Source organism: Teichococcus wenyumeiae, from assembly GCF_003696345.1.
Classification (GTDB): Bacteria; Pseudomonadota; Alphaproteobacteria; order Acetobacterales; family Acetobacteraceae; genus Pseudoroseomonas; species Pseudoroseomonas wenyumeiae.
The window spans coordinates 135735-148414 of sequence record NZ_RFLX01000001.1 but is presented as its reverse complement, the minus strand read 5'-3'; the positions used below and the strand labels follow the sequence as shown (position 1 = coordinate 148414).

Below are 12680 nucleotides of genomic sequence, written 5' to 3'. Positions count from 1 at the left end.
CTCAGGCCAGCCGCGCCAGGGCCTCGGCCGGGTTCAGGCCAGTGCCGCGCAGGGCGTGGCGCGGCAGGCGGGTGAGGCTGGCGGCGGCGGAGAGGGCAAAGGGCAGGGCCCGCGCCGCCCCCAGCAGCAGCGCCTGCCCGCCGGGCCGCACCAGCAGGCGGGACAGCAGCGTCGCCCGCGCCACCAGCGGGCCGACATCGTGTGCGAGGCGGTGCTGGAAGGCCGCCGCATCCTCTCCCCGCAAATGGCAGGCGGCGGCCAGATGCGCGCTGTGCAGGGCGATCGACATGCCTTCCCCGGCAAAGGACGGGATCACCGCCGCCTGGTCCCCCAGGCGCCAGCAGCCGTCGCTGCCGCGCTGCACGAAGCCATAGGGAATGGCGGCGATGGCCAGGGGGCGCTCCCACAACGGCATGGCGCCGGACAGGCGCCGGGCCAGATGCGGGCAGCTTGCGGTGATGGCCGCCAGCAGCGCCGGCCATTGGCCACCCAGCGCCGCGAAAGCCCCGCGCCGCACCAGCAGGCAGAGATTGGCGCGGCCGCCCTCCACCGGTTGCAGGCCGGCATAGCCGCCGGGAAACAGCCCGATCTCCACCCCGCGCCCCAGCGCCATGGCCTGTTGGCGGGCGAGGCGCAGGTGCAGCTTGAAGCCCAGCAGGTCCGGCTGCCGCCCTGGCGGGCGCCGCCAGCCGCGCAGGTCGTGCTTGCCGGTGGCCAGGAAGGCCTCGCGCGCTTGCACCCGGCTGCCATCCTCCAGCCGCGCCTGCCAGCCGTTGCCGTTGCCGTCGCGCTCCAGCACCCGCACGCCGGCGCCGCGGCGCAACTCTGCCCCGGCAGCGGCGGCATGGGCCAGCAGCGCCTCGTCCAGCCGGCGGCGGGACAGGCTGAAGGCGGGAAAGGGCAGGCGGCAGCAGCGCCCGGCCTCGCCGCGCCCGGCGATGCTCAGGCTGTCCAGCGGCAGGGCGCCCAGCGCGGCGGGGTCCAGCCCGAGCCGGCGCAGGTAGAGCACCGCCTCGCCGGACAGGAACTCGCCGCAGACCTTGTCATGCGGGCCGGATTGCCGCTCCAGCAGCAGCACGTCGCGCCCGGCGGCGGCCAGTTGCCGCGCCAGGGCGGCGCCCGCGAGGCCACCGCCGACCACCAGCGCGTCGTGCCGCCGGCTCACGGCTTCAGCCGGGCGACGCAAAGGCGGAAGGGCGTCCAGCGCGAAATAACGGCGGCATCCGGCGCGATGCCGGCCTCCGCCAGCAGGCGCTGCCAGTCCTGCGTCACGAAGCCCCGCGCGATGGAGACCGGCCCGTCATGCTGCACGAAGCGGTGCATCCGCAGCAGGCGGGAGGCATGGGTGAAGACGTGATAGGGCAGCGGGTGCCGCTCCAGGTCGTTGATGAACCAGCCCAGGCCGGCGGTTTCCTCCATCCAGTGCAGGAAGCGCCGCAGCGCCGCATCCTCCAGGTGGTGGGTGAAGAGGGAGCTGATCACCAGGTCCACCGGCGCTTCCGGCCGGTGCCGCAGCACGTCGGCGGTATGCCAGGTGATGGGCAGCGGCGCCGGCGTGGCCTCCCGCGCGGCGCGGGCGGACCAGGGGCTGAGGTCCACGCCCTCCAGCGCCACGGCCACATCGTGCCGGGAGGCCCAGCGCGCCACTTGGCGCAGCGTGTCGCCATAGCCGCTGCCGGCATCGAGGATACGCAGGGCACGGCCACGCGGCAGGCGCCCGTCGCGCCGCAGCCCTTCCAGGAAGCCGAGGGTGGGGCGGTAGGCCAGGGTCAGGCGATTGGTGCGCTCCAGGTCCACCAGGCAGCCGCGGAAGGTCTCGAAATCGCAGGACGCGTCGTCCATCAGCTCCGGCGCGGTGGAGCGGCGGGCGAAGTCGGGGTGGCTCATGCCGGGCTGGCGGTGTGGAAGAGCATGGTCTCGGCCACCATGCCGGGGCCGAAGGCCATGGCGCAACCACGTTGGCCGGGGCGCGCGGCCTCCAGCATCCGCCGCAGCACGAAGAGCACGGTGGCCGAGGACATGTTGCCATGGTCCCGCAGCACGCCGCGCGAGGTCTCCAGCGCCGTGGCAGGCAGCGCCAGCGCGCCTTCCACCGCATCCAGCACCGAGCGGCCGCCGGGATGGATGGCCCAGAGGTCGATCTCCTCCGGCGCCGCGCCGCGCAGCACGGCTTCCGTGCCCTGCCGCAGCCCTTCCGCCACGCCAGCCGGCACATGGCCGGAGAGCACCATGTCGAAGCCGGCATCGCCGATGCGCCAGCTGATATGCTGCTCCGTTTCCGGCACCAGCACGGCCTGGAAGCTGTCGAGCGCCAGGCCCTCGGGCGCCGCCGTCACCAGGGCCGCGGCGCAGCCGTCGCCAAAGATCAGGAAGGACAGGACCTGTTCCAGGTTCTCCGATTCCTGCAGGTGCAGCGTGCAGAGTTCCAGGCTGACCAGCAGCACCTTGGCGCCGGGGTCGGAGCGCACGATGTGCCGCGCCAGCTTCAGCGCATTGATGGCGGCATGGCAGCCCATGAAGCCGACGCTGCTGCGCTCCAGGCCCGGATTCAGGCCGAAATGGCGCATCAGGGCGAAATCCACCCCCGGCGCCGCGAAGCCGGTGCAGGTGATGGTGATGAGATGCGTCACCGCCGCCGCCTCCGCGCCGAGGCCCAGCGCCTCCACCGCGCGGATCGCCAGTGGTGCCGCCTCCTGCTCGTAGCGCCGCATGCGGGCGGCGGTGGAGGGGAAGCGGCCGAGGGTATAGAAGCCCGCCTCGTCGATGCGGTCCTCCCTCTCGGCACCGCAGGGCAGGCAGGACCAGCGGCTGTCGATCTGGCTGCGCTCGGCCATGCGGCGGAACAGCGCCAGGGCGCGGCGGTCGCGCAGCAGCTTGCCCGCCCGCGCCACGAAGGCGCCGTGCACCTCATGCTCCGGCACCACCGTGGCGATGCGGTTGATATAGGCCGTGGCGCTCAAGGAAGGCTCCGATCCCATGCGGGGCTGCGGGTGATGCGAGAATCGTCTCAGGCTTTGTCGTAGGCGCTGCCATCCTCCGCGCGGCGGGGCGCATCGACGAAGCGGCCATGGGGCGGCACCGCCAGTTGCCGGAATTCCTGCGAGAGCCGGTGCAGCGCCGCGCGCATGTCGGCGCCGCGCATGGCGAGGCCATGGCCGGCGACCACCAGCTCCGGCTCCAGCGCCGCCAGCTTCGCCACCGAGGCCTCGGCGGCCTGCCAGTCATGCGTGAAGTATTTCGGCGGCCCGTGCAGTTCCGGCTCCTGCACGGCGGTGGCATAGGCGCTCTCGCCGGCGGTGGTGATGATGGCATCGCCCGCGATCAGCGTGCGGTCCGCATCCCGCCACAGCGAGACATGCCCGACCGAATGGCCCGGCGTGTGCAGCCAGCGCCAGCCTGGCATCTCCGGCACGCTGCCATCGGCCGGCAGGTCGCGCAGCCGGCTGCCGACATTCACCGGCGCGCGTGGGTAGAGCGGGGACAGCAGCGCCATGGCGCCGCCGCCCACCGTGGGGTCGGGCGGCGGATAGGCGTTGCTGCCATCGAGATAGGGCCGCTCCAGCGGATGGGCATAGACCGGCACGTCCCATTCGGCGGCGAGATCCTCCAGCACGCCGACATGGTCGAAATGGCCATGGGTCATGATGATGGCGGCAGGCGGCACGCCCTCGCCGAAGCGCGCGGCGGCGGCGCGGCGGATGCGGCCGGCGCTGGCGGGAATGCCGGCATCGATCAGCACCCAGTGCCGCTGCCCCGCCTGCCCGAAGAAGAGAACATTGACGAAGACGAGCTGCTTGTAGGCGAGGTCGTCCAGCACCTGGATGATGCCGTCGTCCTGCTGCTCTCCGGTGATGTCCGACCGGTCGAGGGGAACCTGCTGGGCCAAGATTCGCACTCCGCGTCGCTGGCGCGGCCCGCCGGCCGCCATGCTGCGATAACGCGGGCGGCGGCGCCGGGTTCACCGCCGCGGAATTCTTGTGGAGAGAGCAAATTCCTTCAAAAGCAAGAAGCTTGAGCTTGCCTTTTCCACTGTGAATCACAGCCTTGTTCATGCTGTCGAAACTATTGTTGGGGCTGCCCCATTCTTGCTTCGCCAAGGCCATTGAAGCGCGCCCGGCAATCTGGCCGGCGCTGCCCGCAAGTGTTGGAAGAGGATCGGCCATGAGTTCAACCTATCCCACCCAGGGGGGGCGCCCCGATACGACGCCCAACAAGCCGGGCGAGGGCCCGGCCCAGGACCAGGTCCGCATGGCGGCAGAGGATGCCAAGAATGCCGGCGCGGCCCTGAAGGATGAAGCGCAGCGCGTGGCTTCCGAAGTCGCCTCCCAGGGCGCCAAGGTGGCCGAGGATGTCAAATCCGTCGGGCAGGAGCTGGGCTCCGCCGCCGCGGACAAGGCCGAGGCGCTGGCCGAGCAGGGCAAGCAGGCCGGTGTCGAGCGCGGCATCGGGCTGGCGGATGCCACCCGCCGGGTGGCCGATGACCTGGAAGGCACCTCCCCCGAGATTGCCCGCCATGTCCGCACCGCTGCCGATTCCATCGAGAATGTCGCGAACTCCCTGCGCGAGCGCAGTGTTGGCGACCTGATGCAGGATGCGACCAGCTTCGCGCGGCAGCAGCCGGGCGCCTTCTTCGGCGCGGCGGTGCTGGCGGGCTTCGCCATCGCCCGCTTTGCCAAGAGCTCGGCCAGCGGCGTGCCGTCCCAGGGCTATTCTGGCAGCGGTCATGCGGGGCAGGGCCATTCCGGCCAGGGTTATGCCGGCGGCGGCCAGTCCGGCGGCGGCTATGCCGGCCAGCAGCATGGTCGCGGCGGCATGGGCGGCAGCAGCACGACGGTGGGCCGCGCCCATGGGAGCAGCACCACCGGGAGCAGCGGCACCGCCGGCGGCACCACCGCTTCCCCCGCGACGCCCGCCACCACGGACCGCGCGCCCGGCTGGGTGCCCGTCACCGAGGCCGGCAGCAGCGAGACTCTGAAGCCCGCCACCATGCCTGCGGCCACGCTGGGCGGCGCCGCCGCGCATAAGCCGGGCGATGCCAAGCCGGGCAGCATGCCCACGATTGAGAAGGGGACGCCGTGATGCCCTCCGATCTCAACCGCAGCGTGCCGGACCTGATCGGCGACCTGCTGCAGCAGACCTCGACGCTGGTGCGCAAGGAAGTCCAGCTTGCCCGCGCCGAGCTGAACGAGAAGCTCGCGGTGATGGGCGCCGCCGCGGCCGCCATCGGCGTCGCGGCCGCGCTGCTGATGGCGGCGCTGGTGATCATCCTGCAGGCCATCGTGGCCCTGCTGGTCACCTTCGGCCTCTCCATCTGGCTCTCCGGCCTGATCGTGGGCGTGGTGGTGGCCATCATCGCCTATGTGCTGCTGCGCGGCGGCATCAACCGCATGAAGGCGGCCAGCCTGACGCCCGACCGCACCGTCAATCAGGTTTCCCGCGACGCAACCCTGGCCAAGGAGGCTGTGCGATGAGCGCCACCACCGACCCCGGCAACCGCTCCGCCGCCGATATCGAAGCGGATGTCGAGCAGACCCGCGTGCGCGTGGCGCAGACCATCGACGCGCTGCGCGACAGCATGTCCCCCGGCCAGATCATGGATCAGGTCGTGGATTACGCCCGCACCTCCGGCGGCGCCGAATTCACCCGCAACCTCGGCGCGCAGGTGCGCGACAACCCGCTGCCGGTGCTGCTGATCGGCGCCGGCATTGGCTGGCTGCTGCTCTCCAACGGCAACAAGGCTACGCAGGCCGCCGGCCCGGTGCAGCCGCTGCCGCCGCAGCGCATGCTGCCGCCCCCCGCGCCGTCCTCGCCCTCCACCCGGATGCATGTGGTGCACCAGTCCTCCGGCCCAGGGATGATGGAGCGCGCGGCCCAGGCCGGCGCCGCGGTGCGCGATGGCGTGGAGCAGACCGCCAACAGCGTCGGCTCCACCATCGGCCAGGCCGCCAGCAGCGTTGGCGGTGCCATCAGCTCGGCGGCGGGTGCCGTCACTGGTGCCATTGGCGCGGCGGCTTCTTCCGCCAGCAATGCGGCTTCCTCCGCGGCGGGGGCGGTGTCCGACGCGGCTTCCTCGGCGGCCGGCACGGTGTCCGGCATGGCCGGCAGCGCGGCCTCGGCCATGGGCTCGGCCCATGACTCCGCCCGCGCCTATGGGCATGACGCCACTCATGCCGCGAGCCAGGGCATGTATGCGGCGGCGGGCAACGTGAACCAGTTCGGCCAGCAGGTCGGCAACATGGGCGACCAGCTTCGCCACAGCTGGAACCGCGCCAGCACCGAGCAGCCGCTGCTGCTGGGCGCGCTGGGCCTGGCGCTGGGTGCCGTGGTCGGTGCCCTGCTGCCGCGCACGCGGACCGAAGACCGCCTGATGGGCGAGGCGAGCGATGCGGTGACGCAGCAGCTCAGCAGCGCCGCGCAGGAACAATACGCGCAGGCCAAGGATGTGGTGGCCGAGCGTGTTGGCGAAGTCCGCGAGAAGCTGGGCGATGGCGCGCCTTCCGTCTCCTCCCTCGGCGATGCCGTGGTGGGCGCGGCGCAAGGCGTGCGCGAAGCGGTGAGCCAGACCGCGCGCGACCTGGGCGATAGCGCCAAGGCCGGCCTGGACAAGCAGGAAGAGGCGGTGACGGGCCAGAAGTCCGACAAGCCCGCCGACAGCAAGCCCAGTGAGAACAAGACGGGCGAGAACAAGATGGGCGAGAACAAGATGGGCGAGAACAAACCCTTCGACGCCAAGCCGGGCGAGACCAGGCCGACCGACGACAAGTTCGTCGCCAAGCCGGACAAGCCGATGCAGACCATCTGACGCGAACCAGGCCAGCAGCCAGGGCGGCGGACCGGGAAACCGGTCCGCCGCTTTTTCTTATGCCCTGTCCGGGGAAGATGCCGGGCAATAAAAAAAGACCCGCGAAGGCGAGCCTTCGCGGGTCTTTCCTGTGGTGAGCCGTGGCCGCCTTAGATGCCGGCCTTCTCCCCCTGCGCGCGCAGGGAGGCGTATTTGCGCGTGATGGCGTCGAGATTGTCCTCGCACCACTGGGCCATCCGCTGTTCCTCGTTCAGCGACAGGTTCAGCACGGCGGGCGCGCGGGTATCGCCGGCAAGGTCGGCCAGTGTCAGCAGCGACTTGTAGGACGCGATCTCAAAATGCTCGAAGGCGTAGTTGGCCAGGGAGTTCTTGATGATCTCGTCCTGCATCGGGACATGGCCCATGGCGGCCATGTTGCCCATCAGGCCGGTGACGAAATCCTTCACCGAGGAATGCGAGGTGCCCTGCGCTTCCAGCAGGCCGTCCAGGCGGTTGCGCTGTTCCTCGCTTTCCGCGAGGTGCTTGCGCAGCACCGCCTCGACCTCCGGATAGCTTTGCAGGCGGTCGAGCTGGCGGGAGATCAGCTCGATCGCCTGGGTCTCCAGCGCACGGGCATTCACCAGGCCGGTGACGTAGGTCTCGCGATAGCTTTCCTGCATCGACTTCTTCTCCTTTGTGGTGATGACTGTGGTATCAACGTCCTGACCGCGTGACCGATGCAGCGCCACCGAACGAAGAATGCCGCTGCCGCGATTGCCGGCCATCAGATGGAGGACGGCATGTTCCTGTTCCCTGCTCTGGCCTTTCTGATCGGTGTGATTGCGGGCCTGCGGGCCATGGTGGCGCCGGCGGCACTCTCCTGGGCCGCCTGGTTCGGCTGGCTGCATGTCTCGGACATCTGGCTGGCCTTCCTGGGCTGGGGCTTCATGCCCTGGCTCCTGACTCTGCTGGCTCTGGCCGAGCTGGTGCTGGACCAGCGCCCCGCCATCCCCAGCCGCAAGGTGCCGCTGCAATTCGGCACGCGCCTGGTCAGCGGCGCGATCTGCGGCGCCGCGCTGATGATGGCGCTGGACCTGAACACGGCGCATCTGAGTCCTGGGGAAATGGCCACCGAGGGGCTGGTGGCCGGCCTACTTGGCGCCGTGGCGGGCACCCTGGGCGGTGCCGAGGCGCGGGCATGGCTGGCCAGGCGCTTCCGGCGCGATTCCCCGGGCGCCCTGCTGGAGGATGCGGCGGCCGTGCTGGGCGCCGTGGGCATCGTGAGTGCCATGGCGTGAGGCGCTTCGACGCCATCGTGGTGGGGGCCGGGCAGGCCGGCCCCTCCCTGGCTGCGCGCCTGGCGGGGGCCGGCCAGCAGGTGGCGCTGGTGGAGCGCGCCGAACTGGGCGGCACCTGCGTCAACCGCGGCTGCATGCCCACCAAGACTCTGGTGGCCAGTGCGCGCGCCGCCCATGTGGCGCGCCATGCCGCCCGCTGGGGCGTGCTGGCGGAAGCGCCGGTGCGAGTGGACATGCCGAAGGTGAAGGCGCGGGCCGATACCGTTGCCGCCAATGCGCGCGGCAACCTGGAACGCTGGCTGGGTGGCCTGGAGGGGCTGACCCTGCTGCGCGGCCATGCGCGCTTCGAGGCGCCGGATGTCCTGCGGCTGGGCGAGGAAAGGCTGACGGCGCCGCGCATTTTCCTGAATGTCGGTGCCCGCGCCAGCGTGCCGCCGATCCCCGGGCTGGATGGCATCCGTTACCTGACCAGCACCAGCATCCTGCAACTGGACCACCTGCCGCGCCACCTGCTGGTGCTGGGCGGCAGCTATATCGGGCTGGAATTCGCCCAGATCTACCGCCGCTTCGGCGCGGAGGTGACGGTGGTGGAGCGCGGGCCCCGGCTGCTGCCGCGGGAGGATGCGGATATCTCCGCCGCCATCCGCGAGATCCTGGAAGCCGAGGGCATCGCCATCCACACCGATGCCGGCGACCTGCGCTTCGCGGCGCAGCCGGAAGGTGTGGCGCTGCACCGCGAGGGCAGTGCGCCGATCCTGGCCTCCCACCTGCTGGTGGCGGTGGGGCGGCGGCCCAATACCGACGACCTGGGGCTGGAGGAAGCCGGCATCGCCCATGACGCGCGCGGCTATATCCAGGTGGACGACGAACTGGCTACCAATGTGCCGGGCATCTGGGCACTGGGCGATTGCAACGGGCGCGGCGCCTTCACCCATACCTCCTACAACGATTACGAAATCCTGGCCGCCAATCTGCTGGATGGTGAGGCCCGCCGCCTCAGCCAGCGGGTGCCCTGCTACGCGCTCTACATCGACCCGCCGCTGGGCCGCGTCGGAATGACGGAGGCGGAGGCGCGCGCCAGCGGCCGGCCGCTCTTGCTGTCCCACCGGCCGATGTCGCGCGTCGGCCGCGCCATCGAGAAGGGGGAGACCGCCGGCTTCATGAAGGTGGTGGCGGATGCCGAGACGCGGCGCATCCTCGGCGCCGCCATCCTGGGGGTGGAGGGGGACGAGGCCATCCACATGCTGCTGGGCGCCATGGATGCCGGCACGCCCTTCACCGCCTTGCAGCAGGCGGTGCCGATCCATCCCACCGTGGCGGAGCTGATTCCGACTCTGGTACAGGGCCTGCAACCGGAAGCCTGATCGCCACTGGCCGCCGGGCGCGCGCATCCCCATCTGAGGGCCAGCCATGGACATCGAGATCCCGCCCATGGTCGAGCGCATCCTCAGCCGCCTCGACCGCATCGACACCGGCCCGGCCGAGGCCTTCCACCAGGCCGGGCTGCCCGAGGATTTCCTGGACCGCCTGCGGGACGGCCGGCTGCCGGTGCCGCGCGGGCAGCGGCTGGTGCGGCTGGCGGAGGCGCTGGGCACCTCGGTCTCCTACTTGGTCGGCCTCGACCCCGACACCCAGCCGCCGACGGAGCTGCTGGAAGAGGACCAGGCCTCGCTCGGCCTGCTGGCGGGGGATGAGGAGGCGCTGCTGCGCGCCTATCGCCGGCTGGACGTGCCGGGCCGCGCGGCGCTGCTGCATGTGCTGCTGCGCATGGCGGGGCCGGAGCCGGAGACAGCCACCGGCGGCACCCGCAAGCGGCGCGGCGGCTAGGCCGGCGCCTCAGCGCGCCGGGTAGGAGAAGACGAAGTCGGCCCGCACGTTGTGGCTTGTCTTGCCGGCATTCAGGTAGCGGATGCAGAAGCGTGACCGGCCTGGGTCCAGCAGGACCTGCCGCGTGCCGGGCAGGAAGCCGCCATCGCCGAAGCAGGGCGTGCCGCTGGGGCAGGTCCAGGTCTTCGTCATGTTATCGTCGCCAGGGGCGGCATCCTCGCGCTGGCCGCCTGTGCCGGGGGGCTGCTGCGCGGGGGCATCATCCGGCGGGGCGGCCTCGATGCGCTGCGGGGCGCCGGACGTGCCGGGGCTGGCAGCCCCGGCATCCTCGGTGCGGCGGCAATGCACGGCGCTGACAGTGGCGATGCTGTCCCGCGTCAGGCAGAGGCTGGCGGTCTGCCCGGCGGCGACCGCCTGCTCCACCGTATTCTGCCGGGACATGGGCGGGGTATTGGCGGCCGGCCCATAGGGGGGCGCGCAGGTCAGGTTGTCGATCTTCGGTGCGAAGCTGTCGATCTGCTGCGCCAGGCCCGTGCCGGCCCAGGGGCCGGATGCCAGCAGCAGGATGGCAAGAAGCGGTCGTTTCAACATCAACCTCCAGGATGGCGCCTGTGGCCCCAGGCGGCAGGATGCCACGCCGGGGCCGCGCTGTCGTCTGTGGCCGGCGCGGGGGAGGGCGCTGCTTTCCGCCCCGGGAGCCGGCAGGGCTGAACCACCCCGCCCGAGCGGCGTTCATCCTTCATGCCATCCGCAGCACAGGCCGCCGCCGCTCCGCTGAAGGAGCCCTTCGATGTCGACGAGGCCTTCCGCCGGCTGCGCGCCGCTGTCGCAGGCGTACCCAAGGCCGCGATGTTCGAGCTGCGCGACCGGGGCTATGGCAGCCTCTTCGAGCAGCTCGTGGCCAGCCTCATCTCGGCCCGCACACGAGACGAGACGACCATTCCCGTCTGCCTGCGCCTTTTCGCCGTGGCCCGCACTGCGGAGGAGATGGCGGCGCTGGACGAGCCCAGGCTGGTGCGCCTGCTGCATGGCGCCACCTTTCCGGAGCCCAAGGCCCGCGACATCCTGGCCCTGTCGCGGCAGATTATGGGCGAACTGGGCGGGGCGGTGCCGGAGACGCCGGAAGGGCTGATGGCCTTTCGTGGCGTCGGGCCCAAGATCGCGGCGCTGGCCCTCGGCGTTGCGCTCGGGCAGCCGCATATCGCGGTGGATATCCATGTCCACCGCGTCACCAACCGCTGGGGCATCCTGGCCACCTCGACGCCCGAGCGCACCCAGGCCGCCCTGGCTTCGGTGCTGCCGGAGCGATACCGGGTGGAGATCAACGAGCGCCTGGTGCCTTTCGGCAAGCATGTCTGCACCGGGGAGCGGCCGCGCTGCTCCCAGTGTCCGCTGCTGAGCATGTGCCGGCAGGTGGGCGTGACCACGCATCGCTGAGGCATTGCCGCCGTGGCGGTGGCGCCCCGGCCCGGAAGCTCAGGCCGCCTGCCGGAACCTTACCGCCGGTTCCGCAGCCACAGCGTCAGGAACATCACGGCGACCATGATGATGACCCCTGTCCGGTGCTGCGCGATATATTCGAGAGCCTGACCTAGCAGCACGGAGCCATCCTTTTCCGGCCGGCCACCGGGCCGCCTTGCCCCTTGTGTTCATCACATCCGCCCCTGGCTGAACAGTCCTGCCATGGGGGAGGGGGGCAGCAGGCCGCCGGAAACAGGAAAGGCCCGCCGAAGCGGGCCTCTTGTCCGTCGTTGTTCCCCCTGGAAGGGAAACTGGAGCGGGCGAAGGGATTCGAACCCTCGACCCCAACCTTGGCAAGGTTGTGCTCTACCCCTGAGCTACGCCCGCGCTCCATTCGGCGTGGGCGGGCATTTGCCATGCGGGCGGGCTTCGCGCAATGCCTGGATGTGGCAAGGGAGGGTGCGCGGCAACACATGGCCGGACGGGCCCGGAAACAGAAAAGGCCCGCCGAAGCGAGCCTTTGCTGATCACCTGAACACTTCCTTTCGGAAGTTGGAGCGGGCGAAGGGATTCGAACCCTCGACCCCAACCTTGGCAAGGTTGTGCTCTACCCCTGAGCTACGCCCGCGCTCCGTTCGGCGTGGGCGGGCATTTGCCATGCGGGCGGGGCTGGCGCAACCCCCTCCTGCTGGCTCCACGGCGATTTTTCTTCAGGCTTCCTCTGCGGCCACCGCCACTGTCTGGCAGACATCCACCCATTCCGCCCCCACCAGCGCCGCCATGCGCTCCGGCGCGATGCGTAACGCGCTGTTGACCGAGCCCGCCGCCGGCCAGACGGCGTCGAATTCGCGCAAGGAAACATCGCAATAGACCGGCAGCGGCTGCCCCAGCCCGAAGGGGCAGACGCCGCCCACCGGGTGGCCGGTCAGCGCCACCACCTCTTCCGCGCCGAGCATGCGCGGCTTGCCGCCGAAGGCCGCCTTGGCCTTCTTGTTGTCCAGCCGCGCATCGCCGCGCGCCACCACCAGCAGCACGCGCTCCCCCACCCGCAGCGACAGCGTCTTGGCGATCTGGGCGGGCTCCACCCCATGGGCGGCGGCGGCCTCGGCCACGGTGGCGGTGCGCGCCTCGGTTTCCAGGATCTCGAGGTCGGGCGCGTGCTCGGCCAGGAAGGTGCGGACGCTGTCGAGGCTCATGACGGGCTCCGGGCTGTTGCGAGGGGCCGCGACCCTATCCGCCCCGCCAGGGCCATGAAAGGTGGCTTCCGGGCCCATGGCGAGGGGTGGGCGGGCTTGCTTCCGCCCCGGCCGCGC

Annotated in this window: 14 protein-coding genes and 2 tRNA genes; 7 read left to right on the top strand and 9 right to left on the bottom strand. The window is 71.1% G+C overall.

Features of this window, described 5'->3' with window-relative positions; translation table 11 throughout:
• Position 1: 1 nt before the first annotated feature.
• From EBE87_RS00730 to EBE87_RS00715, 4 genes are read right to left on the bottom strand one after another with little or no spacing between them, the layout of a single operon-like run.
• The gene (locus EBE87_RS00730; protein ID WP_120639203.1) at positions 2-1165 is read right to left on the bottom strand and encodes an NAD(P)/FAD-dependent oxidoreductase; all 1164 of its coding nucleotides are present in this window, start codon (positions 1163-1165) and stop codon (positions 2-4) included.
• Positions 1162-1887, bottom strand: coding sequence for a methyltransferase domain-containing protein (locus EBE87_RS00725; protein WP_120639202.1), 726 nt, complete (start codon positions 1885-1887; stop codon positions 1162-1164). The genes EBE87_RS00730 and EBE87_RS00725 overlap by 4 nt, the downstream gene beginning before the upstream one ends.
• Complete coding sequence (locus EBE87_RS00720) at positions 1884-2960, bottom strand: type III polyketide synthase (RefSeq protein WP_233553294.1); 1077 nt, start codon at positions 2958-2960, stop codon at positions 1884-1886. The genes EBE87_RS00725 and EBE87_RS00720 overlap by 4 nt, the downstream gene beginning before the upstream one ends.
• A gap of 47 nt (positions 2961-3007) precedes the next feature.
• Positions 3008-3895 (bottom strand): MBL fold metallo-hydrolase, encoded by an 888-nt coding sequence (locus tag EBE87_RS00715; protein ID WP_408887687.1) that lies wholly within the window; start codon positions 3893-3895, stop codon positions 3008-3010.
• Between the two features lie 266 nt (positions 3896-4161).
• Between EBE87_RS00715 and EBE87_RS00710 the strand changes: the two genes are divergently transcribed.
• The 3 genes from EBE87_RS00710 to EBE87_RS00700 are packed head-to-tail and all read left to right on the top strand — an operon-like array spanning position 4162 to position 6802.
• Complete coding sequence (locus EBE87_RS00710) at positions 4162-5079, top strand: hypothetical protein (protein WP_120639199.1); 918 nt, start codon at positions 4162-4164, stop codon at positions 5077-5079.
• Positions 5079-5471 carry a phage holin family protein gene (locus tag EBE87_RS00705; protein WP_120639198.1) on the top strand — a complete coding sequence of 131 codons (393 nt, stop codon included), beginning with the start codon at positions 5079-5081 and terminating at the stop codon, positions 5469-5471. Before EBE87_RS00710 ends, EBE87_RS00705 begins: the two co-directional genes overlap by 1 nt.
• Entirely contained in the window at positions 5468-6802 is a 1335-nt protein-coding gene (locus EBE87_RS00700; protein WP_120639197.1) for a DUF3618 domain-containing protein, read from the top strand. Before EBE87_RS00705 ends, EBE87_RS00700 begins: the two co-directional genes overlap by 4 nt.
• Before the next feature lie 149 nt (positions 6803-6951).
• On the opposite strand, the gene EBE87_RS00695 is transcribed toward EBE87_RS00700, so the two are convergent.
• On the bottom strand, positions 6952-7461 hold the full coding sequence (locus EBE87_RS00695) for a ferritin-like domain-containing protein (protein WP_120639208.1): 510 nt from the start codon (positions 7459-7461) through the stop codon (positions 6952-6954).
• Positions 7462-7581: 120 nt separating this feature from the next.
• Here EBE87_RS00695 and EBE87_RS00690 point away from each other — a divergent pair, with 120 nt between their 5' ends.
• From EBE87_RS00690 to EBE87_RS00680, 3 genes are read left to right on the top strand one after another with little or no spacing between them, the layout of a single operon-like run.
• On the top strand, positions 7582-8079 hold the full coding sequence (locus EBE87_RS00690; RefSeq protein WP_199707520.1) for a DUF4126 domain-containing protein: 498 nt from the start codon (positions 7582-7584) through the stop codon (positions 8077-8079).
• Complete coding sequence (locus tag EBE87_RS00685; RefSeq protein WP_120639196.1) at positions 8076-9443, top strand: FAD-containing oxidoreductase; 1368 nt, start codon at positions 8076-8078, stop codon at positions 9441-9443. The genes EBE87_RS00690 and EBE87_RS00685 overlap by 4 nt, the downstream gene beginning before the upstream one ends.
• Positions 9444-9489: 46 nt before the next feature.
• A complete protein-coding gene (locus EBE87_RS00680) occupies positions 9490-9906 on the top strand; it encodes a hypothetical protein (protein ID WP_120639195.1) in 417 nt (138 codons plus the stop codon).
• Positions 9907-9915: 9 nt separating this feature from the next.
• On the opposite strand, the gene EBE87_RS00675 is transcribed toward EBE87_RS00680, so the two are convergent.
• A complete protein-coding gene (locus tag EBE87_RS00675; protein WP_120639194.1) occupies positions 9916-10497 on the bottom strand; it encodes a hypothetical protein in 582 nt (193 codons plus the stop codon).
• Between the two features lie 150 nt (positions 10498-10647).
• Between EBE87_RS00675 and EBE87_RS00670 the strand changes: the two genes are divergently transcribed.
• Positions 10648-11343 (top strand): endonuclease III domain-containing protein, encoded by a 696-nt coding sequence (locus EBE87_RS00670; RefSeq protein ID WP_120639193.1) that lies wholly within the window; start codon positions 10648-10650, stop codon positions 11341-11343.
• A gap of 336 nt (positions 11344-11679) precedes the next feature.
• On the opposite strand, the gene EBE87_RS00665 is transcribed toward EBE87_RS00670, so the two are convergent.
• The 3 genes from EBE87_RS00665 to EBE87_RS00655 all read right to left on the bottom strand — a co-directional run bounded on the left by EBE87_RS00665 (position 11680) and on the right by EBE87_RS00655 (position 12563).
• Positions 11680-11754, bottom strand: a tRNA-Gly gene (locus EBE87_RS00665).
• A gap of 166 nt (positions 11755-11920) precedes the next feature.
• Positions 11921-11995 (bottom strand) — tRNA-Gly (locus tag EBE87_RS00660).
• Positions 11996-12077: 82 nt separating this feature from the next.
• Positions 12078-12563 (bottom strand): YbaK/EbsC family protein, encoded by a 486-nt coding sequence (locus tag EBE87_RS00655; protein ID WP_120639192.1) that lies wholly within the window; start codon positions 12561-12563, stop codon positions 12078-12080.
• Positions 12564-12680: the final 117 nt, after the last annotated feature.